Here is a 24,275-nt window from a genome sequence, read left to right as displayed (position 1 = left end):
CGATGGCCGCGAGGGGTAGTCGTTCCGACTGGAAACGGACAATCACTCGACTCAGGGAGACGCCATGCCGCACCGGGTGGACGAGGGCCTGGTCACCACGCTCAAGCGGGTCGCTTCCGTGCTCAAGCAGGCCGAGGTCCCGTTCGCACTCGGCGGCAGTTTCGCCGTGTACGCCCACGGCGGCCACTCCAGCGACCACGACGTCGACTTCCTCATCCGCGAACAGGACAAGGAACGGGCGCTCGCCGAACTGTCGGCGGTGGGCTTCGAGGTGTCGCAGCCGCCCGAGGACTGGCTGGTCAAGGTGTACGACGAGGGCCGGATGGTGGACCTGATCTACCGCCCGGTCGAGTCGCCGGTGACCGACGCCACCCTGCGCGACACGGTGATGCGCCCGGTCGAGGCGATCAACATGCCCGTGCTGTCGGCGACCCAGCTGATGGTGCACAAGCTGCTGAGCTACACCCAGCACTACTGCGATTTCGCCACCGGCCTGCCCGTGGCCCGGTCGCTGCGCGAGCAGATCGACTGGGACAGGGTGCGCGCCGAGACCGCCAAGTCGCCGTACGCCGAAGCGTTCCTCGTACTGCTGGACCGCCTCGAGGTGGTCCCGGAGCCGGCGAACGCCCAGCTGACCGGGGGGACGAGATGACACCACAGCTCGACGAGTACGTGGAGGCGGAGATCCAGCGCCTCCTGACCGAGAACGGCGCGGTCGCCGAGCAGGGGATCACCCTGCAGCGCCGGGAGCACCTGCTGGTGCTCGGCGGCGAGGTGGAGAGCGCCCAGCGCCGGGACGAGATCTGCCGGCAGATCACGACGAAGTTCCCGGACGTGGAGATCGCCTGCGACATCGGCATCGTGCGCGCCGCGGCGCCCAGCGAGGTGGAGGAGATTTCATGATCCGGATCGCCGCCGTGGGCGACGTCCACGTGGACAAGGACGTGCTGGGCCGCTACCGGCCCGCGCTGGAACAGCTGCCCGACGTCGCCGACGTCCTGCTCATCGCGGGCGACCTGACCCGCCACGGGACGGTCGAGGAGGCGAAGTGCATGGCGACCGAGTTCGGCGACCTGGCCGTACCGGTCGTCGTCGTGCTCGGCAACCACGACCACCAGAGCGACCTGCAGGACGACGTGTCCCGGGTGCTCACCGACTCGGGGCTGACCGTGCTCGAGGGCGACGGCACGGTGCTGGAGCTCAACGGCCACCGGCTGGGCGTGGCCGGCGCGAAGGGCTTCGGCGGCGGGTTCGCCGGGGCGTGCGCCAGCTCGTTCGGCGAGCGGGAGATGAAGAACTTCGTCGGCACCACCGAGGCGATCGCGGAGCGGCTGGGCGCGGCCCTGCGCGGGCTCGAGTGCGACGCGCTGGTGGCGCTGACGCATTACGCGCCGGTGCCCGAGACGCTGGTCGGCGAGCCGCTGGAGATCTATCCGTTCCTGGGGTCGTACCTGCTGGCCCGGGCCATCGACTCGGCGCCGACCGCGCTGGCCCTGCACGGGCACGCGCACCACGGCTCGGAGCGGGGGCGGACGCCGGGCGGGGTGCCCGTACGGAATGTGGCCCATCCGGTGATCAAGCAGGCGTACAACGTCTACCAGCTGCTGTCGGAGGACGCGGACACCGGCCTGGTGTCCGTCTGATCCGCGTTTGCCCCGCGAGGCCCCGCTCCCCCGCCGGGAACGGGGCCTCGTCGCATGTGGACCTGCTCGGAACAGGTTTTCGATTTCGCGCGGTCGGGTATCCGCTGACCATGGAACTTTTGCTCTGGATCCTCGCAGTCGTACTCGTGGTCGCCGGCGTCCTCGCGCTGTTCCGGCGGCAGATCCTCTGGGGCGTCGTCCTCATCGTCGTGGGCCTGCTCGTCGGCCCCGGTGGTGTGAGCATCTTCAGTTGACGCACCCTGTCCCCCCGGCAGTTTCCTGACCGGTCTCCTACGACCGCACCGGGGCTGCCGTATGGCTACCTCTCGCAGGCAGCCATACGGTGGCCCCGGTTCACTATGTAGTGACACGCACACGAAGTGCGATGTCCTCGATCCGACCCGTGGCTGAATTCCCAGCGAAACGATCCCCCCGACGTTCGCGAGGAGTCTTGGCTGTGGCCGAGGTCCATCACTTCACCTACGGTGCCTTCAATCCGATCGCCGCGTACCTGGTAGCGGTCCTGGGTTCCTTCCTCGGCCTGCTCTCCACCGGACGTGCCAGATCGGCTCCCACCCGGGGCCGCCGCACCAGGTGGCTGATCATCGCCGCCTTCTCGATCGGCGGCGCCGCCATCTGGCTCATGCACTTCACCGCGATGCTCGGCTTCGACGTGCCGCAGAGCCCGGTCCGCTACAGCCCCGTGCTGACCATGGCCAGCCTCGCGCTGGCCGTCGTCGCCGTCGGCTTCGGACTGATGGTGGTCGGGCACGGCAAGCGCAGCCTCCCCCGGGTCGTCATCGCCGGGGTGTTCACCGGCGCGGGCGTGCTGGGCATGCACTACACCGGCATGGCGGGCATGCACGTCTCCGGCGCGGTCCACTATCGGCTGCCGCTGGTCATCGCGTCCGGCATCATCGCCGTCGTCGCCGCCACCGCCGCGCTGTGGTTCACCGTCTCGGTCCGGGGCTGGCTGCCGATGCTCGGCGCCGCCGGGATCATGGGCCTGGCGGTCTGCGGCATGCACTACACCGGCATGGCCGCGATGAGCGTCGAGCTCAGCCGCGAGGTCTCGTCCGGCGGCGGTGGCATCCGGCCGCTGCTCATGATCGTGCCGATCACCCTGGTCAGCGCCGCCACCATCATCGGCGTCGCGCTCAGCGCGCTGCAGGCGATGACCGAGGAGGAGTTCACCGACGGCGCCGGCATCCGCCGCCGCGGCATGCACGCCGAGCATCCGCATCCCTGGTCGCTCAAGCAGGCATCGCTCACGGCGGTGCGGCGTACGCCGGGCAACCGGCCCTCGCCCCGGCCGATCCCGCCGCGGCCGGTGGTCACGGATGAGCCACTGATCGACGTCGCGGGCTGATCGCGGGCGGCGTACCGGGCCCCGGTCCGGTATACCTGTTCGGCATGGCGCCAAGGATGCTGCTGTCGATGCCGCTGCACGCGATCACGGAGGTGTACGGCGAGGCCGGCCTGCGGGAGCGGTTCCTGCTCGAGATCGAGGAACTGCCGGCCGGTGAGCGGCGGCAGCTGGAGGAGGCGCTGGCCCTGGCCTCCCGGCTGCACGCCGGCGACCGGCGGGTCCGCGAGCCGTACCTGAACCATCTGCTGCGGGTCGCGATCCGGATCATGCGCTACTACGGCGTCCGGGACGTGGACGTGCTCGTCGCCGCCCTGCTGCACGACGCGGTCGAGGACCATCCCGCCGAACTGGCCGGCCTGCCGGAGGACCTGGGGCACCGGGAGCTGACCGAGGCGGCGATCGCGGAGCTGGCCCGGCGCTACAACCCGCGGGTGGCCGGCCTGGTCCGCTCGGTCACCAACCCGGAGTACGACCCGGAACGCGACCGGCACGAGCAGTACCGCACCCACGTGGCGGACAGCCTCGACCGGGACCCGTGGGCCCGGGTGATCAAGGTCAGCGACTTCACGGACAACGGCGTCGGGGTCATCCACACCACGTACGACAAGGCGCGCAGCTCCGCGATCAAGTACCGCCCGCTGGTGCCGAAGCTCCGGGAACTGGTGGGGCGGCCGGACACCCCGCTGTCGGTGGAGGCCAAGGACCACATCCTCGATCAACTGGACCTGGCGGAGGAGCGGTTCGCCGCCATCCTGGACGGTTAGCCTGGGCCCATGTCCTCCCCCACTGAATGGTGGCGCGACGCCGTCATCTACCAGATCTATCCACGCTCCTTCGCCGACAGCAACGGCGACGGCATGGGCGACCTGCCCGGCATCACGGCACGGCTGAGCGACCTGCGCGGCCTCGGGGTGGACGCGGTGTGGCTGTCACCGTTCTATCCGTCGCCGCAGCACGACGCCGGGTACGACGTGGCCGACTACCGCTCGGTCGACCCCCGCTTCGGCGACCTCGGCGACGCCGACAAGCTGATCGCCGAGGCGAAGGCGCTGGGCCTGCGGGTCATCGTCGACCTCGTGCCCAACCACACCTCGAGCGCCCACCCCTGGTTCGAGGCGGCCCTGGCCGCCGCGCCGGGCGGTGCCGAACGCGAGCGCTACATCTTCCGCGACGGGCGCGGCCCGGGCGGCAGCGAGCCGCCGAACGACTGGCTCAGCGTCTTCGGCGGGCCGGCCTGGGAGCGCGTGCCCGGCGGCCAGTGGTACCTGCACCTGTTCGACGTCACCCAGCCCGACCTCAACTGGGGCAACCCCGAGGTGCGGGCCGAGTTCGTGGCGATCCTGCGGTTCTGGCTCGACCGCGGCGTCGACGGCTTCCGGGTGGACGTCGCGCACGGCCTGATCAAGGACGCCGAGCTCGGCGACTACGAGTACGCGAGCGAGGTGCTCGGCGGCCTCGCGCCGGAGGGCGCCCCGCCCCCGCCGATGTGGGACCAGGACGGGGTGCACGACATCTACCGGGAGTGGCGGGAGGTGCTGAACGCGTACGAGGGGGACCGGATCCTCGTCGCGGAGGCCTGGGTGCAGCCGGCCGAGCGGCTCGCGCACTACGTCCGGCCCGACGAGATGCACCAGGCGTTCAACTTCCAGTATCTCGACACCCCGTGGCAGGCCGCCCCGCTGCGGGCGGTCATCGACGCCACGACCACCGCCAACGCCGCCGTCGGCGCCCCGACCACGTGGGTGCTCTCCAACCACGACGTGGTGCGGCACGCGACGCGGCTCGGCTACCCGGTCAGCGAGCCGCGCCGGCACGGCATCGGCGTGGACGACCCGCAGCCGGACGCGCCGCTGGGGCTGCGCCGGGCGCGGGCGGCCTCGCTGCAGATGCTGGGGCTGCCCGGGTCGGCGTACCTCTACCAGGGCGAGGAGCTGGGGCTGCCGGAGCACACCGCCATCCCCGACGAGCTGCGGCAGGACCCGACCTGGGCGAGGTCCGGGCACACCGAGCGCGGCCGGGACGGGTGCCGGGTGCCGATCCCGTGGGAGGCGGACGCCCCGTCGTACGGCTTCGGCCCGTCCGACGCGAGCTGGCTGCCCCAGCCCGCGTCCTGGGCGGAATACGCCCTCGACCGGCAGCGGGACGTGCCGGGATCGACGTACGAGCTGTACCGGTCGGCGCTGCGTCTGCGCGCCCGGCACCGCCTCGGCGCCGGCGCGCTGACCTGGCTCGACACCCCCGCCGACGTGCTGGCGTTCCGCAACGGCGACGTGCTGGTGCTGACCAACTTCGGCGCCGAGCCGGCCGGGCTGCCGGCGGGCGCCGAGGTGCTGCTCACCAGCGAGCCGCTCGGCGCGGACGGCCGGGTGCCGCAGGACGTCACGGTCTGGGCGCGCGTGTAGCGGTCGCCTGCTCGTGGTCCGCGTAGGTGGCCAGGGCCGCATGGGTGTCCGCCATGTCCCTGGCCACCGTCCGGCCGGCCAGCCAGTACATGATCCCGGTCGGGATGAAGAAGAACTGGAACGCGGCCAGGCCGACGGCGTAGTTCAGCGGCGGCGGGAACGCGCCGGACAGGCCGCGGAAGGCCACGCCGACCAGCGCGTTCCCGCCCGCCCGGCCCACGCCGTTGACCAGGTTGCCGAGGCTGTAGACGGTGCCGCGGTGCTCGGGCGGGTTGACGTCGGCGATCAGCGCGAACCAGTTCGGCGAGTTGGCCGAGGTCAGCGCCAGCGCCAGCACGGCGATGGCGAGGCTGAGGCCGACCGAGGGCTCGGTGACCACGTCGGCGAGCACGGCCCGGATCACCGCGCCGGTGCTGCCGCCGTCCGGCACGTCGATGCGGAACGGCACGAAGTACAGCACCACGTAGAACGGCACGGCGGCCAGGATGCCGACGGCGGCGACCAGGGCCCGGCCCCGCGGGGTGCGGCGCTGCAACCTGTCCCCGACCAGCCCGCCGAGGATCGACAGCGCCCCGCCGAGCTGGAACAGGGTGGCGAAGACGCTGCCGACGACGACCGCCGTCGCCGTCGAGTAGCCCTGGTCCTCGGCGCGCGCCCGGAACAGCACCGGCAGCCACACCAGCGAACCGAAGGCGGCCTGCGCGGTGAGGCCCTGCAGGATCAGCCAGACGTTGGTGCGGCGGGCCAGGATCGTCGGCAGGGCGTCGCGGTGGATGCGTTCGTCGTACGCGACGCCGCGCAGCTCCGGCTGGCTGTCGCCGCGCGGCACGTCGTAGGTGAACAGGTAGGCCACCGTCGCGACCACGCCGGCGACGGCCACCACCAGGAACGGCCGCCGCCAGTCGCCGGCGCCGAGCAGGCCGCCGGTCATCGTCCCGGCGAGCGTGCCGACGCCCTGCGACAGGCCCCAGAAGCTCATCGCCAGGCCCCGGCGGCGCGGCGAGATCAGGTCGCTGACCACGGCGAAGCTGACGCTGGCCACGCCGCCCAGCCCGATCGCCGCGAGGATCTGCGCCAGCAGGAACGACGGGTAGCCGCCGGCCAGGCCCGACCAGGCCGTGCCGGCGACCCAGATCACGGTGCCGGCGATGAGGACCGGCTTGCGGTCGGTGCGGTCGCCCGCGTACGCCCACCCCACCGCGGCGACCGCGCTGAGCAGGAACATGACCGTGGTGGCCAGCGCGATGTGCCCCTCGCCGACGCCGAGGTCCGAGCCGATGCTGCCGTAGAGCGGCGGCACCAGCCCGATGGCCACGTTGTCGAGCGAGGCGAGAAGGACGAACACCACCACGCTGTACGCGCGATGCGCCGGGCCGCCCCTCACCCGGTGAAGGTTAGCGGGCTGCCCGGTCGATGACGCTGTCGCGGGCGGCGGCGTACTGCTCCCGGATCAGGGGGACGCTGTCGTCCTCGTACACCTCGGGGGTCTCGGCCGACCAGGTGGGCGGCGCGTCACCGCCCGCGGTGACCCAGGCGGCCTGCCGGGCGGCGCCGTCGGCGACGTATTCACCCGGCGGCGGGACGAGCACCGGCAGCCCGAACAGCGCGGGGGCGATGCGGCGGACCGCCTCGCTGCGCGCGCCGCCGCCCACCAGCACCACCCGGTTGGCGGCAGCGCCCTGCGCCACCAGCGCGTCCAGCCCGTCGGCGAGGGCGCACAGCATGCCCTCGACGGCCGCGCGGGCCAGGTGGGCCGGGTCGGAGGTGCGCAGGGTGAGGCCGTGGATCGCACCGGTCGCGTTCGGCCGGTTCGGCGTGCGCTCCCCCTCCAGGTACGGGATCAGCACCAGCCCGTCCGCGCCGGCGGGCGCGCTCAGGGCCAGCCGTGACAGCTCCGCGTGGTCGACGTTCAGCAGCCGGGTCGCCGCGTCGAGGACCCGGGCGGCGTTGAGCGTCACCACGATCGGCAGGAACCGGCCGGTGGTGTCGGCGAACCCGGCGACGGTGCCGCTGGGGTCGTCCGGTGCCACGTCGGAGGAGACGAAGACCGTGCCCGACGTACCGATGGAGATCACGACGTCTCCCGGCGCCGCGCCGGCGCCGAGTCCCGCGGCGGCGTTGTCACCGGCGCCCGGGCCCAGCGGGGCGCCGTTCGGCAGGTGGCCGGCGACGCCGGTGGGGCCGAGCACCTCGGGCGTGATGATCCGCCGGCCGAACCCGAGCTCGAGCAGGTCGGGCCGGTACGCGTTCGCCGCGGCCGACCAGTAGAGCGTGCCGCTGGCGTCGCTGCGGTCGGTGCGCAGGGTGTCGAGCCCGTGCGCGCCGGACAGCTTCCAGGTGAGCCAGTCGTGCGGCAGGCACACCGCGGCGACCCGGGCGGCGTTCTCCGGCTCGTGGCGGGCCAGCCAGCGCAGCTTGGTGAGGGTGAAGCTGGCGACCGGGACAATCCCGACCGCGTCCACCCAGGCACGCCGGCCGGCGTCGCCCCCGCCCAGGTCGTCGATCAGGTCGGCGGCGGCGCCGGCGCTGCGGGTGTCGTTCCACAGCAGCGCCGGACGCACCACCTCACCGTTCTCGTCGAGCACGACCATGCCGTGCTGCTGGCCGGCCACCGAGGCGGCGGCGACGTCGTCCAGCCCGCCCGCCTCCTCGATGGCCTGCCGCAACGCGGTCCACCAGGCTTCGGGATGCACCTCCGTGCCGTCGGGGTGGCTCGCCCGGCCCTGACGGACCAGCTTGCCGGTCTCCGCGTCGCGGATGACCACCTTGCAGGACTGTGTGGAGCTGTCGATCCCGGCGACCAGTGTCATGCCCGTATTCTCCGTCCGAGGTCAGCGCGCGCGCAGCAGGTGGTCGATGGCCAGCTGGTGCAACTTGACGAAGTGGTAGCCCTGCGCACCGGCGGCGTCGACGTCGTACTCCTCGAAGGCGCTCTTGTCGTTGAGCAGGTCCTGGTAGGTCTCGCCCTCGTTGAGGGTGGGCTTGCCCAGCTCGAGCACCTTGGACTCGGCCAGCGCGGCCTGCACCTCGGGGTCCGCGCGGAAGGCCTGCGCGCGCTCCTTGAGCAGCAGGTACATCCGCATGTTGGCCTTGGCCGACTCCCAGACGCCGGTGTAGTCCTCGGTGCGGGAGGGCTTGTAGTCGAAGTGCCGGGGGCCGTCGTAGCCGGGGCCGCCGCCGGGCGCGCCGTTCTCCAGCAGGTCGACCAGCGCGAACGCGTTGAGCAGGTCGCCGTGGCCGAAGACGAGGTCCTGGTCGAACTTGGGACCGTGCTGGCCGTTCAGGTCGATGTGGAAGAGCTTGCCGTGCCACAGCGCCTGCGCGATGCCCTGGGCGAAGTTGAGGTTGGACATCTGCTCGTGCCCGACCTCGGGGTTGATGCCGAACAGCTCGGGGCGCTCCAGCTCCTGCACGAACGCGATGGCGTGTCCGGCGGTGGGCAGCAGGATGTCGCCGCGGGGCTCGTTGGGCTTGGGCTCGATGGCGAACCGCAGGCCGTAGCCCTTGTCCTCGGAGTACTGCGCGAGCAGGTTGAGGCCCTCGCGGTAGCGGTCGAGCGCGGCCTGCACGTCCTTGGCGACGTCGTACTCGGCGCCCTCGCGGCCGCCCCACAGCACCAGGGTCTTGGCGCCCAGCTCGGCGGCGAGGTCCATGTTGCGCAGGACCTTGCGCAGCGCGTACCGCCGGACGTCGCGGTCGTTGCTGGTGAAGCCGCCGTCCTTGAACACCGGGTGGGTGAAGAGGTTGGTGGTCACCATCGGCACGATCAGGCCGGTCTCTTCGAGCGCCTTCTTGAAGTTGGCGATAATCCCGTCGCGGGTGTGCGCGTCGGAGCCGAACGGCACCAGGTCGTCGTCGTGGAAGGTGATGCCGTACGCCCCCAGCTCCGCGAGCTTGTGCACCGCCTCGATGGGGTCGAGGGCGGTGCGGGTGGCGTCGCCGAACGGGTCGCGGGCCGTCCAGCCGACTGTCCAGAGGCCGAAGGAGAACTTGTCATCGCGGGTGGGCTGGACCGACACGGTTACCTCCACGTAACAGGGCGGATTTGTTTATTGGTTGAATTATTTGAGGGCGGTGTGGCATTGTCAAGGGCGTGACGGGCCGAATGATGACTGCCTCCAGTGCCCCCGTCCGGCAATCGAGCGTGCGCGCCCATAATCTCGCGTTGGTGCTGCAAACCGTGGCGAACAGCGCAGATCCGATATCTCGGGCTGCCGTCGCCGCGGCCACCGGCCTCACCCGGGCCACCGTCTCGGCGCTCGTGGACGACCTCATCGCCGGGAAACTGCTGGTGGAGGTCGAGCCCGCGCCCCGCAGCGGGGCCGGCCGCCCCGCCGCCGGCCTGCGGCTCGCCCCCGACGGCCCCGCCGGGCTGGGCCTGGAGATCAACGTCGACTACCGCGCCGCGTGCGTCGTCGACCTCACCGGCCGCATCCGGCACCGCCTCGTGGAGGCCGGCGACCAGCGCCCGGTCGGCGCCGGGAGCGCCCTGGCCGCCCTGTCGCTGCTCGCCACCGAGGCGCGGCGGCGGGCCGAGGCCGACGGGCTGACCGTCGCCGGGGCCGCGCTGGCCGTGCCCGGCCTGGTCACCGGCGACGACACGGTCCGGATCGCGCCCAACCTCGGCTGGCTCGACGTCGCGGTGGGCGAGCTCGGCGGCCTGCCGGTCGCAGTGGACAACGAGGCCAACCTGGCCGCGCTGAGCGAGCTGGGCACCGGAGAGCTGCCGCCCAGCTTCGTCTACATCTCCGGCGAGATCGGCATCGGCGCCGGCATCGTGCTCGACGGGGCGCTCTTCCGGGGCGTACGCGGCTGGAGCGGCGAGATCGGGCACCTGGCCATCGACCCGGACGGCCCCCCGTGCCGCTGCGGCGCCCGCGGCTGCCTCGAGCAGTATGCGGGCCAGGAGGCGATGCTCCGCGCGGCGGGCGCCGCCACGGTCGCCGACCTGGCCGCCGCCGACCTGAGCACGGCCGGCCACGCCCTCGGCACCGCGATCGCCGCCGTCGTGAACCTGCTGGACGTCGGCACGGTCGTCCTGGGCGGCATCTATGCCCCGCTGCTGCCCCGGCTGCGCGACGCGATCGGGGCGGAGATCGACCGGCGGGTGCTGACCGCCGACTGGTCGCCCGTCCAGCTGCGCGCGGCGAGCTACGGGCCGGACGCCGCCATGCGGGGCGCCGCGGGCGCCGTGATCCGGGGCGTGCTCGACGACCCGGCGGGCTGGCTCGCCCGCACCCGGGCGTGACCGGCTCAGGCCGAGCGTGCCTCGGAGTCGCCCTCCGCGCCCGAGGCCGCCGCGCTGAACTCGGTCAGGCCGCGGATCAGGGCGGCCCGTCCCGCCGGGCTCATCCGGCGCAGCACGTCGGCGAGGATCTCGCGCCGGGTCCGCCGGAGATCGTCCAGCAGCTGCCGGGACGACGGGGTCAGATAGAGCGCGATCTCCCGGCGATCCGCCCGGCCCGGCACCCGTTCGACCATGCCGGAAGCCACGAGACGGTCACAGAGCCGGCTCGCCGAGGAGAGAATCATCTTCAACCGGCTCGCCAGCCCGCGGAGGTTGATGCCCTCCTCGCGCTCCACCACCAGCAGCGCGTTCAGCTGCGGCCAGGAGAGCCGGGGCGTGGCGCGCTCGCGGGCGGCGTCCCAGGCGGCCAGCAAGGCGGGCGCGGCGTCGTCGACCGCCGCGGCATGGAGTGGCCCATCCGGCCCATGGTGTTCGGCCATGGTGCAGCAGAGACTACCCGTACGGGGCACGCTGTCGAGGGGGTGAACGGTTGTCCGAACGGCTGACCGCCGCCCGGCGCGCCCTGGCGGACGCCCCCGCCGAGCGCGTGGTGGAGTGCCTCGCCGACGTCCTGGCCAAGGAGTACGGCTCCGGCGACGTCGACCTGCTCCTCGTCGACTACCGGCTCGCGGCGCTGATCCCGCTGCTCGGCGGCGCCCCCGTCACGCGCCCGGGAGATCCCGCCTGGCGCTGCTTCGACCACCAGTCCGAGGTCTCCGCGGGGCACGTCGCGTACCTCCCGGTGACCGTGCGCGGCGAGCGCCTGGGCGTGCTGCGGCACGCGGCCGCGCCGTCCTCCGAGGTCGAACGCGCGGAGCTGGCCGAGATCGCCACCCTGCTGGCGCACGAACTCGTCGCGGCGCGCACCGGCACCGACCGGTACGCGGTGGCCGCCCGTACCCGCCGGCTCACCCTGGCCGCCGAGATGCAGTGGGAACTGCTGCCGGGGCGGTCCCGGATCCGGCCGGCGTTCGGCCTCGCGGGGCAGCTCGAGCCGGCGTACGCGGTCCGCGGCGACGGCTTCGACTGGGCCGAGCACGACGGCCGGCTCTTCGTGACCGTGCTCAACGGCATGGGTGACGGCATGAACGCGGCGCTGCTGACCTCGCTCGCCGTGCACGCCCTGCGCAACGCGCGCCGGGCCGGACTGGGACTCGCCGACCAGGCCGCCCTCGCCGACCAGGCGATCTTCTCCCAGCACCGGGGCGACGCGCACGTGGAGGCGCTGCTGCTGGAGCTCGACCTGGCGACCGGCGAGCTGCTGATCGTCGACACGGGGTCGCCGCGGCTGCTGATGCTGCGCGAGGGCGAGGTCGTCGACCAGCCGCTGGAGGCGCAGTTCCCGCTCGGCATGTTCGAGTCGTCCGACTTCGAGACCGTGACGCTCCGGCTGCGTACCGGCGACCGGCTCTTCATCGTCAGCGACGGCGTCGCCGACGCCGTCGGCCGGAGCGGACGGTACGGCGAGGCGGCCCTGCACCGCTTCCTCCGGCGTACGGGCTCGCTGGCGCCGCTGCAGGCCGTGAGATCGCTGCTCGGCGACCTGCGGGCGTACGTGAGCGCCGACCTCGAGGACGACGCCGTGGCCGTGTGCCTCGACTGGACCGGCCCCGCACACTGAGAAGGCCACCCGCGGTGGGGTGGCCTTCTCAGTGCGTACGGGAAATCAGCGGGCCGCTCCGGAGCGCGACGAGATCGCCTCGAGGAAGATCTCCGAGATCTTCGCCGGGTCCGGGGCGATGAACACGCCGCCGGCGCTGGTCGCCTGGGTGATCGCCTCGAGCTCGTTGGCGTCGACCTCGTTACCGATACCGATGATCACCATGCGGACCGGGCGCTTGGGGTCGTAGAGCTTCTTGAGCTCGCTGATCAGCGTGCCCCGCGAGATGCCGTCCGGGTTCTCGTTCTTGCCGTCGGTGAAGAGCAGCACCGAGTTGACCCGGCCGGCCTGCCAGCTGTCCTGCACCGACCGGTACGCGGCCAGCGCCGTGTCGTACAGACCGGTCGCGCCGCCCGTCTTCGGCTGGATCTTCGTGATCGAGTCCTGCAACCGGGCCCGGCCCGACGTCAGCGGGGTGATCGGCACGATCTCCTTGTACGGCCGCTTGCCGTCCATCTCGGTGGAGAAGATCCAGGTGCCGACCGCCCACTTGTCGTCGAAGAGGGCGAGACCCTGGGACGCCGCACCGCGGGTCACCGCGGCCCGGTCGATCCCGCCGGCCGTGGGCACCTTGGTCTTCATCGAGCCGGACACGTCGAACACGGCGAGCACCCGGCCCGGCAGCGTGATGGCCGCCCAGCTGCCCAGCGCCTGGTTGATCGCGCCGGCGTCGAGCCCGGCCGCGGCCTTGCCCTCGGTGCCGCTGGCGGTGCTCGCCGCGGGGGTGGCCTGCGGCGCACCGACCGGGGTGGCGAAGCCGGAGCCGACCGTGCCGTCCGGGCCCCGGAGCCCCACCTGGGCGAGCTCGTTCTTGAAGGCCGGCTGCTGCAACGCCTCGCGCAGCCCGGTGGCGGCGGCCGACTTGGTCAGGTCGACCTCCGGCATGACCGCGAACGGGTAGTCCAGCGACGGCGGCTGCGGGTCCAGGTAGAGCGCCGCGAGCGGGACGACCGGCTTCTCCGCGTTGTACGCGACCACGTCCTCCTCGGACAGCGGCGCCGCGCTGATGCCGCTGGCCAGGTCGGCCGCGTCGGTCGAGCGGGGGAACTTCTGGAGCAGGTCCTCGCGCAGCGACGAGCTGCCCGCGGCGAGCGCGCGCAGCGCGCCGACCTGCTGGGCCTTCGCCTCGGCGCCGCCGCCGGCGGCGCTGCCCAGGGCGAGCAGGCCGGCCAGGCCGGCCGCGTCGCGGGTCGGGTCGACGACGCCGGTCCGCAGCGAGTTCCCGGTGGTGATCCGCTTGAGCAGGTCGTTCCAGCCGAGCTTGCGGTCCGGCCAGCCGACGCTCTGCGCCACGGGCTCCGGCATGGCGACGACGACCGGGCTGGTGGCGACCGACTTGCCGTCGGTGGGCACGAAGCCGGAGGCCTCCGAGCGCAGGCGCATGAGCCAGGTGGTGGAGTCGGCGATCCAGACGTCCGGGACCGTGCCGCTCTTGCTGGCGGCGCCGAGGCCGGTGAGGGCCACTCCGTGCTTGAAGGCGATGGTGGACGCCATGGTGGCCGAGTTGACCCCGGTCACACTCACGGCCACGCAGGTCCCGTTGACCGCGGCACCCCCGGTGGTCCACTGCTGCGCCGCACGATCCACGGCGGGCGCTATCTCCGTCGCCGCGGCGACGTTCAGTTTGATCTGACCTGAGCAACCTTTGTCGGCGAGACGCTGATAGCCAAGCCAGGATCCGGCGAGGACGACCACGATCGCCATCGCAGATGCGACGACGCCGGCTCCTCTGAGATTGAAGTTTCTGCGATGGCGGCCTGACACGCGCTCCATACTGCGCATAGCGAGACCCGAATGCCATATACGTTCGGACGAAAGTTACTCGGATTGGAAATTCCGCGTACTTAATTTACTGTCCGTGTCGGCGTCGTCTCGATGAGTGGCCGCCAAACCTCCGCGATTGCCGGATTCCGGCGGAAGATCACGACACGCCGATGGTGTCCGCCTCCTGCCCGGCCATCCCCTCGCCGACCTTGGCAGAGTGCCATCGCAGCAGACACGTGGGACTGCTCTCCGGCACCGGTTCCCCCTGCGACCACGGAATACCGGTATCGGGGTCCACCCGGAAAATCGTGACAGTGTGTGAACGCTCATTTGCTACGTACAGGTGGTCGGCGATCAGCGCGATATGGCGCGGCCACTCACCGCCGGTGGCCACCTCGGCCACCAGGGTGCCGCCGCCCGGCTCCCACGCGAGCACCGACACCGTGTCCGGGCCACGGTTCGCCACATAGACGAAGCGCCCGTCGCCGCCGGCGGTCACCTCGGACGGACAATTCCCGGGCGTGGCGCTGAGCACCCGGACGCCCGCACGCTGCAACGTCCCGTCGCCGCCGGGGCGGAACCAGCTCAGATCGCCGGTCAGCTCCCCCACCAGCAGCACCGTGCCGTCGGCCGTACGCAGCAGATGCCGGGGACCGGTGCCGGGCTCGGCGACGATCGCGGGCCCCACCAGGGTCAACCGGCCGGACAGCGGATCCAGCCGGGCGTGCCACACCCGGTCCGAGCCGAGATCGCTGATCAGCACGTCCGGGCCGTGCGGGGCGGGCACCACCATGTGCGTGTGCGGGCCGTCCTGCCGGTCGGACACCGGGCCCTTGCCGTCGAGCGCCAGCAGATCGGAGCGCCGGCCCGGCGCCCCCTGTCCGTCCAGGGGGAACACCGCCACGTCACCGCTGGTGTAGTTGGCGGCCAGCAGATGCCGGCCGTCGGCGGACACCGCCAGGTGACACGGCGCCGCGCCGCCGGTCGGCTGCACCGCCAGCGGGAGCAGGGACGCGTCCTCGGCGACCGCGAAGGCGCTGACCGTGCCCGCGTCCAGCTCGTTCACCGCGTACAGCACCGGGAGGGTGGGGTGCCGGGCCAGGAAGGACGGCGACGGGGTACGGGCGACGAGCCCGAGCCGGGTGAGCGCGCCCGTGCGGCCGTCACGCCGCAACAGCACGATGCCGTCCCCCTCGCCGCCGGTCTCGCCGGTGTAGCAGCCGAGGAAGACGTACTCGTCGTTCGGACCCATGCCCAGATCCCACCACACGCGGGCAACGGGCGCGCGGACCCCCGTCCGACCCGCGCGACCGCCGCCCCGCGTGCGGCATCAGGCGTTCAACATCGCGTACGCGTCCTTGGTCGCCTTCTGCTGCTCCGCCGGCGCGGGCTCGGAGGGGGACTCCACGGTGCCGTAGCCGTCGTAGGTGACCGCGTAATCGGCGGGCTTGGTCTTCCCGGCGGCGGGCACCTTGACGATCGTGCTGGTCAGCCGGCCCTGAGCGTCGACGGTCGCCTCGAACGGCACCGCCTTCGCCTTCGCGCCGAGCGCCCGCAGGACCTCGTCGGTCACGATCCCCGCCTCGCCCTGCCGGGTGAGATCGGTGGTGCCGGCGTACGTGCCCGGGCCGGTCGACCGGACGTCGACGATCGCGCGCAGCACGGCACCCGCCTCGCCGGGGTCGGTCTCGCCGTCGTACTCCAGCGGCGCGTCGTCCTTGTCGTCGATCCGGGACGGGTCCAGCAGCATCCACTTCTTCGGCAGGCGGGGCAGGCCGGTCAGGCCCTCCGTACCGGAGAAATTGACCTTCATCCAGGTCGTCTCGTCCACGACCAGGAACTTCATCGAGAGGGTGAACCCCAGATCCGGGTCCTTCTCGCTCACGTCGATGCGGAACGCCTTATTCCCCGCGTCGAGCACACCCTGCATCGGCTGGGTGCCGCCCCTCACGCGGAAATGGAAGGCGCCGGTGTGCCGGTCCGGCAGCGCCCCGAGCAGCTGCTCCTTCGGCCCGGCCGGGGCCGGCTTCCCCGGCGCGCGGTCGCCCGCGCCGGTCGCCCCGCAGCCGGCCGCGGCCAGCACGCCGAGGGCGAGGAGGGCACCGGCCGGTCGCGCCATGCGTACGTTCATGTCGTCATCTCTTTCGGGTGCAGGGGGTCGATGCACCGAAGCCTGAGGGACAGTGCTGCCGTGCCGCTGCCGCTATGCTGCTGCCGGCTGCCGTTCCACTGCCGTTTCACATCTGTGCTGCTCCGAGGGGGTGTCGTGTGGCCGACGCGGCGCCGGGCCCGGGGTTGACGTTCGAGCTGCTGGGTGAAGTTCGCGCCATCCGCGACGGCGCGCCGCTCGAACTCGGCCCCGCCAAGCAGCGCGCGGTCCTCGCCGTCCTGCTCCTCAACGCGGCGCGGCCGGTCCCCGTCCACCACATCGTCGACGCCGTGTGGAACGACGAGCCGCCCGAGAACGGCGCCAACGTCGTCCAGAAGTACGTCGCCGGGTTGCGCCGGGTGCTCGAACCGGACCGTTCCCCGCGTACGCCGGGAGAGCTGCTCGCGCTGACCGGGGCCGGCTACGTGCTGCGCGCCGAGCCCGACGCGGTCGACGCCGACCGGTTCGAGACCGCCCTCGCCCAGGCATCCGTCCAGCGCAAATCGGGCAACCTGGCCGACGCGGCCGATACGCTGCGCAAGGCGCTCGCCCTCTGGCACGGCCCGGCGCTCGCCGGCCTCACCGGACCGGTGTTCGACGCCGCCCGCACCCGGCTGACCGAGGCGCGGGCCACCGCCTGGGAGAAGTGGGCCGAGGCCGAGCTGGCCCGCGGCAACCACACCGGCGTCATGCCCGACCTGGTGCGCCTGGTCGAGGAGTTCCCGCTGCGCGAAGGGCTGCGCGCCCAGCTGATGATCGCGCTGCACCAGGGCGGGCGGCAGGCCGAGGCGCTGGCCGCGTTCCGCGACGCCCGGGCGTACTTCCTGGAGGAGTTCGGCGTCGAGCCCGGCGAACGGATGCAGGAGACGCACCGCCGCATCCTGCGCGGCGAGGCCTTCTACGCGGAAGCGGTCGACCCGTGGGCCGACAGCGACGACCTCGCGGCGGTCACCCCGCCGCCGGCACCCGCGTCACCGGCGCCGCCGCCCACGTACGTCCAGCACTACGTGCCGCCGGACCAGACGTTCCCCGCGCCTGGCTGGGGCGCCGGCCCGCCCCCGCAGCTGCCGCCCCCGCAGCCGCCGCCCTCGCTGCCGCCGCCGCCTCGGAAACGGTTCCCGGCCGGCGAGGTGATCTTCGCGTCGCTGCTGCCGATCATCGTGTGCTCCTTCGGCTGCTGGATCTACTTCACGTACGCGGGCTTCCACCGCCGCGAACCCCGCCAGTTCGCCGTCGCGGGCGGCTACGCGTTCCTGTTCCTGGTGGCGTTCATCGTCGCCGCGATCGACCCGACGCCGGTGGAGAGCAACGACCTGAGCACCGCCGAATCGATCGGCTTCGGCATGTTGTTCCTGCTCGCGGCGGTCTCGGCGATCCACGGGGGCATCCTCGCGGCGCACCCGGGCGACACGCCGCGCGCCCGTACGCTGCGCGAACAGTCCCGGCAGTTCGCGGCCTTCGACCCGGTCCGCGCCCGCCTGCTCGGCGTGGGCCGCCCCGACCTGGTCCGCCTCTTCGACGACGGCGGGCTCGTCGACCTCAACCACGCCCCGGGCCACGAACTCGCGCGGCTGCCCGGAATCTCGCCGGAGGCGGCCCACCGGATCGTGATCGGGCGCTTCGAGCGGCCGTACTCCCACCCGGAGGAGCTCATCATGCGCGGGCTGGTCTCGCCCCGCACGATGCACCGGATCGGGTCGCGGCTGATCTGCATCGCGCCGGCCCGGTCACCGGAGCAGGCGCCGTGGACCAACCCCTACCAGCCCCACTGACCCCGGACCCGCTCCAGCCGGTTGCGCTCCAGCCGGTTGCGCTCCAGCCGCCTCGGCCCTGCCGCCCTGGTTCGGGTGCTCTGGCCCGATCGTCCGGGCCCGGCCGCCCTGTCGCCTCGGGGCGGGCGCCTCGCACGGCCACCTCGGCCCGGCCGCCCTCGCCCGGTCCAGCGACCCGGCGAGGCGCGGCCCCACGACGAACTCAGCCCGGCCCCGCCGGCCGGCCCAGCCCAGCCGCCTCGCGCAGTAGGCACCGCAGCGACCGGCGAGCCGCGGATCCGGCTGCCCGGCGCGCTGCGTCGCCGACCGACTGCCCGGTCAGCGGGCTCCGGCCGCCGCGAGCTGCCGGCGGGCCACGTACTCGACCAGCTCGATGAGGACGTTGCGGGCCGCGAGGGGTTCGCGGGCGTCGAACTCGACCACCGGCACGTCCGGGTCGAGGTCGAGCGCGCGGCTCACCGCCTCACCGCCGAAGCGGCGCTCGTCGAAGCAGTTCACGGCCACCACGAACGGCGTGCCGCGCTGCTCGAAGTAGTCGATCGAGGGGAAGCAGTCGGCGAGGCGGCGCGTGTCCGCCAGTACCACCGCGCCCAGCGCGCCCTGGGACAGCTCGTCCCAGAGGAACCAGAAGCGGTCCTGCCCCGGCGTGCCGAACAGGTAGAGCTGCAGATCGTCGGTGATGGTGATGCGACCGAAGTCCATCGTCACCGTCGTCGTGCGTTTGGTCTCGACCCCCGAGGTGTCGTCGGCGCCCTCGGCACCGGTCAGCACCTCCTCGGTCTGCAGCGGCCGGATTTCGCTGACCGAGCCGACCATGGTGGTCTTGCCCGCACCGAAGCCGCCGGCGATGAGGATCTTGAGCGCGACCGGAATGCGCGAGCGCGCACCGTCACGGTCAGAGCGCACGGAGTCCATTGACAACCGCCTTGAGTACGTCGACGTCATGCGGCTGGGACGCCGCGGGTGGCTCGTAGAGCGAAATGAGGCCTGCAGAGCGTAGATCACCGAGCAGGACCCGGACGACCCCGATGGAGAGGTCCAGTTTGGAGGCTAGTTCCACGACGGACGTGGGCTCCCACGCCGCGCCGACGATAGCGTGATGCTCCGGTTGCAAAGACGGCGCGAGGGGCGCGTCGGGCACCGTGGCGACCACGAAGGCGACAAGATCGAACTCGCCGCCGGCGGGTGCCACCCGGCCCTGGGTCATCGCGTACGGACGCACGACCGGACCCGCGTCGTGGTCCAGCCAGTCGTGCGGCGCGCGCCTCGGGTCAGCTGGCATCGGACCCGGGGAGCCGCTCCGGCGCTTCCATCGTCTGGCCGACCCGGGTGACGAGCATGGCCATTTCGTACGCGATGAGCCCCAGATCCGCGTCGCTGGCAGCCACCACGGCGAGGCACGCACCCAGCCCGGCCGCCGTGACGAAGAGGAACGCGTCCTCCATCTCGACCACGGTCTGGCGCACCGGGCCCGCCCGGAAGTGCCGGCTGGCACCCTTGGCGAGGCTCTGGAACCCGGCGGCCATCGCCGATAGATGCTCGGCGTCCTCCCGGCTCATCTCCGCCGACGCGCCGAGCAGGAGCCCGTCGGCGGAGAGGACCACCGCCTGCTGCGCCGACGGCACCCGCTCGACCAGCTCGTCGAGGAGCCAGGTGAGGTTGGCGCTCTGGTTCGTCGTCTGTGCCACTTATGCGTCCTTCTCCGGCCGGTCGATCGGGTGGTTCTCGTCGGATGCGCTGTCCGTAATGCCGTCCGCCCCCGCCGCACCGCTCGGCACGGCCGGGAAAGTGACGGTAGCCGCCTCGGACCACGTCGGCTCCCCCGCCGTCCGCTGTTTGTCAGTTTCGACGAGGGATTCGTCACCCGGACCGCCCCCACGGTCACTACCAGCAGCGACACCCTCACTCGCCGCCGTTTCCACCCCGATTCCGGGCGAAGGATCGGCGCGGCTTCCGGGCGGAACCTCGACGGGGGCGCCGGGCGGAGAATCGGCGGCGGCGGGCGGCAGATCGGCCAGGGTGCCGGGCCGCGACTCGGCGGCACCGCCAAGGGCTGGACCGGTCGGCTCGGCGGTAGCGCCGGTGTCTGGGCCAGCCGACTCGCCAGCAACGCCGGGGGTCGGATCGGTCGGCTCGGCGGTAGCGCTGGTGTCTGGACCAGCCGACTCGCCAGCAACGCCGGGGGTTGGGCCGGTCGGCTCGGCGGTGGCGCCGGCGGTTGGATCGGCCGGGGGGCGCGGGGGTGGGGCGTCGGCTGCGGCTTCGGTGGCCGCGGCGGCGAGGGCGGCCGCTTCGCGGCGGCCGCGGGTGGTGCCGCTCTGGAGGGCGCTCATCAGGCTGCGGACCTGCTCCGGCGACCGGACCGTGGTGGCCTCGGCACGCTCGACGATCGGCCCGCGCAGCTGCGGCGCCAGGTGAGCCTGCCGCACCCGGCGAGGCAGGAGCCGCGCGTCCGCGACCGGCCCCTCCGGCGCGACGGCCAGCGGCTCGGCCCGGTCGGCGAGAGGCGCCGGCGCCGGCGAACCGTCCGGCGACACCGGCCCGGCCGACGACACCGGCTCCACCGGGGACACCTGCCCAGCCTCCGGAACCTGCCCAGCCGACGAGACCTGCTCGATCGGGGACACCCGCTCAGCCGGGGACACCCGCTCAGCCGGGGACACCCGCTCAGCCGGGGACACCCGCTCAGCCGGGGACACCCGCTCAGCCGGGGACACCCGCTCAGCCGGGGACACCCGCTCAGCCGGGGACACCCGCTCAGCCGGGGACACCCGCTCGGCCGGGGGCGCGGGCTGGACCGGGGGTACGGGGCGGACCGGGAGCGCCGGCTTGAGCGGGTCGGTCGGTGGCGCCGGGGTGTCCGGGTTTGCCGGCTCCACGGCTCGGCGCGGGGCCGGGATTCGTGGTGGCAGGCCCGGCGGCGGGGTGGTGGCGCCCGGGAGGCGGACCGGGCCGTCGCCGTGCAGGAGGGTCGGGCCGGTCGGGGTGTGGCCGTTGGGGCGGTCGCTGCCGGAGGGCCAGTCGACGTCGAGGCCGTCGCCGGTGACCAGCGGGATCTGGGCCGTGATGTCGCTCGGGCCGCCGATGCCGGAGAGGGCCGCCGGGGAGGTCAGGTTCGGCGGGAGGTGGGCCGGCGGTTCGGCCGGGGTGCCGCGGCGGCGGGGGGCCGTGCGGCGGCGCTGGACCAGGCCGTCGGCGGTCAGGCCGTCCACCACCGCGCTCGGCGTCGGGCCGGTCACCGGGCGTAGGTCGTCGGCCGGGTCGTCCGCGTGCTCGGGGTCGGTGGCGGAGGCCGTACCGTCGGCGGTTGATCTGCCGTTGAGGGCCTGCTGCCCCGCGGGCGCGGTCGCCGGCAGGGCCGGGGTGCCGGCCGCCGGAGCCGCCGGCAGGACCGGGGTGCCGGCGGCCGGAGTCGCCGGCAATGCGGGGCTTCCCGGGGCGGCGGTGATCAACTCGCCGGGGATGAGGACGATCGCTGTCACCCCGCCGTACGCGCTGGCCCGCAGCGACACGCGGAGGTTCTGCCGGGCGGCGAGCTGGGCCACCACGAAGAGGCCGAGCCGGGCGCTGTCGGAGGGGTCGAAGTCCGGCGGCTCGAGCAGCTTGCGGTTGGCCTCGGCGAGCGCGTCGGCGGACATGCCCAGCCCGCGGTCCTCGATCTCCATGGCGTACCCGTTGGGCAGGGCCTGGCCGACCACCTGGACCCGGGTCTGCGGCGGCGAGAACGACGCGGCGTTCTCGATCAGCTCGGCGAGCAGGTGGATGACGTCGCCGACCGCGCGGCCGAGCACCGCCGAGGGCGCGATCGAGGCGATGTCGATGCGCTTGTAGTCCTCCACCTCGCTGATCGCGCCGCGCACGACGTCGATCACCGGCACGGGGTTGCGCCAGCCGCGGCCGGGCGCCGCGCCGGCGAGGATCACCAGGTCCTCGGCGTGGCGGCGCATCCGGGTGGCCAGGTGGTCGACGCGGTACAGGTCCTCGAGCTCGTCCGGGCCGGTCTCGCGGCGTTCCATCTTGTCCAGCAGCGCGAGCTGGCGGTGCAGCAGCGTCTGGCTGCGCCGGGCGATGTTGAGGAACACCTCGTTGATGCCGCGGCGTACGCCGGCCTCCTCGACCGCCGACTGCACCGCCGTGCGCTGGACCTCGTTGAACGCGTGGCCGAGCTGGCCGATCTCGTCGCGGCCGTACTCGAGCGGCGGGGTCTCGGCGTCGACGTCGACCGCCTCGCCGCGCTGGAGCCGCCGGACGACCGACGGGAGCCGGTCGCTTGCCAGGTCGAGGGCCTCGCGGCGCAGGCGGACGAGCCGGCCGACGATGGAGCGGCCGACGCGCACCGAGACGACGACCGAGACGACGAAGGCGAGCAGCCCGAGGAGCCCGGTGAGGCCGAGCTTGACCAGTACGTCCACCGCGACCGGCCGGGCGTCCTCGGTGAGCGAGTCGGCGGCGTTGTTCTGGAACGTGCGGAACTGCTCGACGGTGGCGTCGTACGCGGGCTGCCAGGCGGAGGCCTCGACCGGTGACGCCGCACCGGGCCGGCTCTCCGTAATGATCTTGTCTTGCAGCTCGCGGAGCCGGTTGACCGCGGCGCCCGTGTTCAGCTGCTGATACGCCGCGCGGTCGCGCTCGGGCAGGTCGTTGACGCCCTGCGCGAGCAGGAAGCGGGACGTGCCGACGGCCTGGATCAGCTCGGCGCGGGTCTCGGTGCTGAACCGGCCGGCGGCGAGCGCGCCGGCGAGCAGGGAGTCGATCCGGCTGAGGTATTCCTGGCCGCGCCCGACCGTGATGAGCGCGCGGATCCCCCGGTCGACCCGCTCGTCGCCGAAGGCGGCGGTGGCCTGGAACATCTGGAAGGTGGCGTCGATGATGCCGTTGAACAGGTTCTGCGCCCCGACCAGGTCGATCTCCCGGCGGTCGATGTAACCGCGCGCGTCGCCGAGGCTGTCGAGGTCGGTGAAGATCTGCCGGATGCGCGATTCCAGGGTGGCGCCCGCGGCGCGGCGCGCGTCGGAGCTGCCGGCCGCACGCCGGAACTCGGCGGCCGCGCGGTCGGTGGCGGCGCGCTGGCCGGTGAGGCTGCCGAGGGTCGCCTTCGGATCCGCCAGGTACACCATCGAGAGGCGCCGCTCCCGCTGGAGCTCATCGCTGAGGGCCTCGCCCGGGTGCCCGACGGTGTCGCTCAGCGTCTGCGCCGACAACAGGTTGACCGCCGGGCCTGCGGTGATGACCGTGGCGAAGACCCAGAGCGCCAGCAGGGCGGTGAGGGGCACCGCCGCCAGCGCGAAGATCTTCGAACGGATCGACCAATTGCGGGTTCTCATCAGACTCCGCCCGAGGGATGTGCGGGACAGCGCACGCGACACCCGTCTATGTGCTGCGTACGCCCTCGGCAGGATACGTAACGGCGCCGTAGCGAGCCAATCTCTCTCCGTGGTGACCAGGCACGGGAGCCGTGCTGTCGTGAGATTGACAGGACGCCGCCGCGAACACGGTGGGAGGGTTTTCACCTCGGCCTGTCGAATTGGATTGATGACCCTGGTTGGGTGGGCATACCAGCGGGTGAAGAAGGAGGCGTCCGATGTCCCCCACCCTCGTGATCATTCTCATCGTCCTCGTGCTGCTGGTGATCGCCGCGATCGCGTTCGGCGTCCGTGCCAGCCGCCGCAAGAAGCTCCAGCAGACCTTCGGGCCCGAGTACGACCGCGTGGTCGGCGACGCGGACAGCCGTACGGCGGGCGAGCGCGAGCTGGAGGAGCGCCGCAAGCGGCACGCCGAGCTGGAGCTCAAGCCGCTGTCGGCGGAGAACAAGGCCCGCTACTCGGTGGCATGGGAAGAGGTGCAGATCCGGTTCGTGGACGCGCCGGAGCAGGCCGTGGCCACCGCGGACGAACTCGTCACCCGGCTGATCGCCGAGCGTGGCTACCCCACCGGCGACTACGACGAGCAGCTCGCCACCCTGTCCGTCGAGCACGCCCGCACCCTCGAGCACTACCGCGACGCCCACGCGATCAGCGAGCGCAGCCGCACCGGTGAGGCCGACACCGAGGATCTCCGGCAGGCGCTCGTGCACTACCGCGCCCTCTTCGCCGACCTGCTCGGGGAGAATCCGGTGAGGTCCGAGGGCGCCGCCGATCCGGCCGAGGAGCCGAAGGTGCCGTCCCAGAAGATCAATGACCACGACAGCGACGTCGCGGGCTCCCGTCCCGACGCCACGAGCCGCTGAGGA

22 protein-coding genes are annotated in these 24,275 nt (G+C 72.9%); 11 read left to right on the top strand and 11 right to left on the bottom strand.

Translation table 11 applies throughout. The annotated features are described in order from the left end of the window. Window positions 1-64 precede the first annotated feature (64 nt). The 7 genes from CLV70_RS32195 (at window position 65) to CLV70_RS32170 (ending at window position 5,414) form a co-directional block, all read left to right on the top strand. A complete protein-coding gene (locus CLV70_RS32195) occupies window positions 65-652 on the top strand; it encodes a nucleotidyltransferase family protein (RefSeq protein ID WP_106130396.1) in 588 nt (195 codons plus the stop codon). Beyond that, window positions 649-903: a hypothetical protein gene (locus tag CLV70_RS32190; protein WP_106130395.1), complete on the top strand. Its 255-nt coding sequence runs from the start codon at window positions 649-651 to the stop codon at window positions 901-903. Before CLV70_RS32195 ends, CLV70_RS32190 begins: the two co-directional genes overlap by 4 nt. Beyond that, on the top strand, window positions 900-1,643 hold the full coding sequence (locus CLV70_RS32185) for a metallophosphoesterase family protein (RefSeq protein WP_106130394.1): 744 nt from the start codon (window positions 900-902) through the stop codon (window positions 1,641-1,643). Before CLV70_RS32190 ends, CLV70_RS32185 begins: the two co-directional genes overlap by 4 nt. A gap of 110 nt (window positions 1,644-1,753) precedes the next feature. Continuing rightward, window positions 1,754-1,897: a GPGG-motif small membrane protein gene (locus tag CLV70_RS40205; RefSeq protein ID WP_170148689.1), complete on the top strand. Its 144-nt coding sequence runs from the start codon at window positions 1,754-1,756 to the stop codon at window positions 1,895-1,897. Between the two features lie 203 nt (window positions 1,898-2,100). Beyond that, on the top strand, window positions 2,101-3,012 hold the full coding sequence (locus tag CLV70_RS32180; protein WP_106130393.1) for an MHYT domain-containing protein: 912 nt from the start codon (window positions 2,101-2,103) through the stop codon (window positions 3,010-3,012). Between the two features lie 44 nt (window positions 3,013-3,056). Beyond that, complete coding sequence (locus tag CLV70_RS32175; protein ID WP_106130392.1) at window positions 3,057-3,776, top strand: HD domain-containing protein; 720 nt, start codon at window positions 3,057-3,059, stop codon at window positions 3,774-3,776. 9 nt (window positions 3,777-3,785) lie between these two features. Continuing rightward, window positions 3,786-5,414, top strand: coding sequence for a glycoside hydrolase family 13 protein (locus CLV70_RS32170; protein ID WP_106130391.1), 1,629 nt, complete (start codon window positions 3,786-3,788; stop codon window positions 5,412-5,414). On the opposite strand, the gene CLV70_RS32165 is transcribed toward CLV70_RS32170, so the two are convergent. The 3 genes from CLV70_RS32165 to xylA are packed head-to-tail and all read right to left on the bottom strand — an operon-like array spanning window position 5,392 to window position 9,433. Next, window positions 5,392-6,798 (bottom strand): MFS transporter, encoded by a 1,407-nt coding sequence (locus CLV70_RS32165; RefSeq protein WP_106130390.1) that lies wholly within the window; start codon window positions 6,796-6,798, stop codon window positions 5,392-5,394. The genes CLV70_RS32170 and CLV70_RS32165 overlap by 23 nt on opposite strands. A 10-nt stretch (window positions 6,799-6,808) precedes the next feature. Beyond that, window positions 6,809-8,224 (bottom strand): xylulokinase, encoded by a 1,416-nt coding sequence (gene xylB, locus CLV70_RS32160; RefSeq protein ID WP_106130389.1) that lies wholly within the window; start codon window positions 8,222-8,224, stop codon window positions 6,809-6,811. Between the two features lie 21 nt (window positions 8,225-8,245). Next, window positions 8,246-9,433: a xylose isomerase gene (xylA, locus tag CLV70_RS32155; protein ID WP_106130388.1), complete on the bottom strand. Its 1,188-nt coding sequence runs from the start codon at window positions 9,431-9,433 to the stop codon at window positions 8,246-8,248. 86 nt (window positions 9,434-9,519) lie between these two features. Between xylA and CLV70_RS32150 the strand changes: the two genes are divergently transcribed. Then, window positions 9,520-10,662 (top strand): ROK family protein, encoded by a 1,143-nt coding sequence (locus tag CLV70_RS32150; protein ID WP_106130387.1) that lies wholly within the window; start codon window positions 9,520-9,522, stop codon window positions 10,660-10,662. A 5-nt stretch (window positions 10,663-10,667) separates the two neighbouring features. Here the strand turns inward: CLV70_RS32150 and CLV70_RS32145 are convergent, their stop codons facing one another. Continuing rightward, window positions 10,668-11,141, bottom strand: coding sequence for a MarR family winged helix-turn-helix transcriptional regulator (locus tag CLV70_RS32145; RefSeq protein WP_106130386.1), 474 nt, complete (start codon window positions 11,139-11,141; stop codon window positions 10,668-10,670). 50 nt (window positions 11,142-11,191) lie between these two features. Between CLV70_RS32145 and CLV70_RS32140 the strand changes: the two genes are divergently transcribed. Beyond that, on the top strand, window positions 11,192-12,322 hold the full coding sequence (locus CLV70_RS32140) for a PP2C family protein-serine/threonine phosphatase (protein WP_106130385.1): 1,131 nt from the start codon (window positions 11,192-11,194) through the stop codon (window positions 12,320-12,322). Window positions 12,323-12,367: 45 nt separating this feature from the next. Here the strand turns inward: CLV70_RS32140 and CLV70_RS32135 are convergent, their stop codons facing one another. The 3 genes from CLV70_RS32135 to CLV70_RS32125 form a co-directional block, all read right to left on the bottom strand. Beyond that, window positions 12,368-14,065: a VWA domain-containing protein gene (locus CLV70_RS32135; RefSeq protein ID WP_106130384.1), complete on the bottom strand. Its 1,698-nt coding sequence runs from the start codon at window positions 14,063-14,065 to the stop codon at window positions 12,368-12,370. 217 nt (window positions 14,066-14,282) lie between these two features. Then, complete coding sequence (locus CLV70_RS32130; protein WP_106130383.1) at window positions 14,283-15,377, bottom strand: lactonase family protein; 1,095 nt, start codon at window positions 15,375-15,377, stop codon at window positions 14,283-14,285. A 78-nt stretch (window positions 15,378-15,455) separates the two neighbouring features. Continuing rightward, window positions 15,456-16,256, bottom strand: a complete 801-nt coding sequence (locus tag CLV70_RS32125; RefSeq protein ID WP_106130382.1) for a hypothetical protein — start codon at window positions 16,254-16,256, stop codon at window positions 15,456-15,458. A 137-nt stretch (window positions 16,257-16,393) separates the two neighbouring features. Here CLV70_RS32125 and CLV70_RS32120 point away from each other — a divergent pair, with 137 nt between their 5' ends. Continuing rightward, window positions 16,394-18,046 (top strand): AfsR/SARP family transcriptional regulator, encoded by a 1,653-nt coding sequence (locus CLV70_RS32120; protein WP_158277868.1) that lies wholly within the window; start codon window positions 16,394-16,396, stop codon window positions 18,044-18,046. Between the two features lie 318 nt (window positions 18,047-18,364). Here CLV70_RS32120 and CLV70_RS32115 read toward each other — a convergent pair whose 3' ends face one another. The 4 genes from CLV70_RS32115 to CLV70_RS41875 are packed head-to-tail and all read right to left on the bottom strand — an operon-like array spanning window position 18,365 to window position 23,370. Beyond that, on the bottom strand, window positions 18,365-18,961 hold the full coding sequence (locus tag CLV70_RS32115) for a GTP-binding protein (RefSeq protein ID WP_106130380.1): 597 nt from the start codon (window positions 18,959-18,961) through the stop codon (window positions 18,365-18,367). Next, entirely contained in the window at window positions 18,942-19,328 is a 387-nt protein-coding gene (locus tag CLV70_RS32110; RefSeq protein WP_106130379.1) for a DUF742 domain-containing protein, read from the bottom strand. The genes CLV70_RS32115 and CLV70_RS32110 overlap by 20 nt, the downstream gene beginning before the upstream one ends. After that, window positions 19,318-19,734, bottom strand: a complete 417-nt coding sequence (locus tag CLV70_RS32105; RefSeq protein ID WP_106130378.1) for a roadblock/LC7 domain-containing protein — start codon at window positions 19,732-19,734, stop codon at window positions 19,318-19,320. The genes CLV70_RS32110 and CLV70_RS32105 overlap by 11 nt, the downstream gene beginning before the upstream one ends. Further along, complete coding sequence (locus CLV70_RS41875) at window positions 19,735-23,370, bottom strand: sensor histidine kinase (RefSeq protein WP_281260514.1); 3,636 nt, start codon at window positions 23,368-23,370, stop codon at window positions 19,735-19,737. A gap of 257 nt (window positions 23,371-23,627) precedes the next feature. Here CLV70_RS41875 and CLV70_RS32090 point away from each other — a divergent pair, with 257 nt between their 5' ends. Further along, window positions 23,628-24,272 (top strand): hypothetical protein, encoded by a 645-nt coding sequence (locus CLV70_RS32090; RefSeq protein WP_106130377.1) that lies wholly within the window; start codon window positions 23,628-23,630, stop codon window positions 24,270-24,272. Window positions 24,273-24,275: the final 3 nt, after the last annotated feature.

Source organism: Pseudosporangium ferrugineum, assembly GCF_003002065.1.
GTDB lineage: Bacteria > Actinomycetota > Actinomycetes > Mycobacteriales > Micromonosporaceae > Actinoplanes > Actinoplanes ferrugineus_A.
Note: the sequence above shows the minus strand (reverse complement) of the source record. Positions and strands in the feature narration are given on the sequence as shown.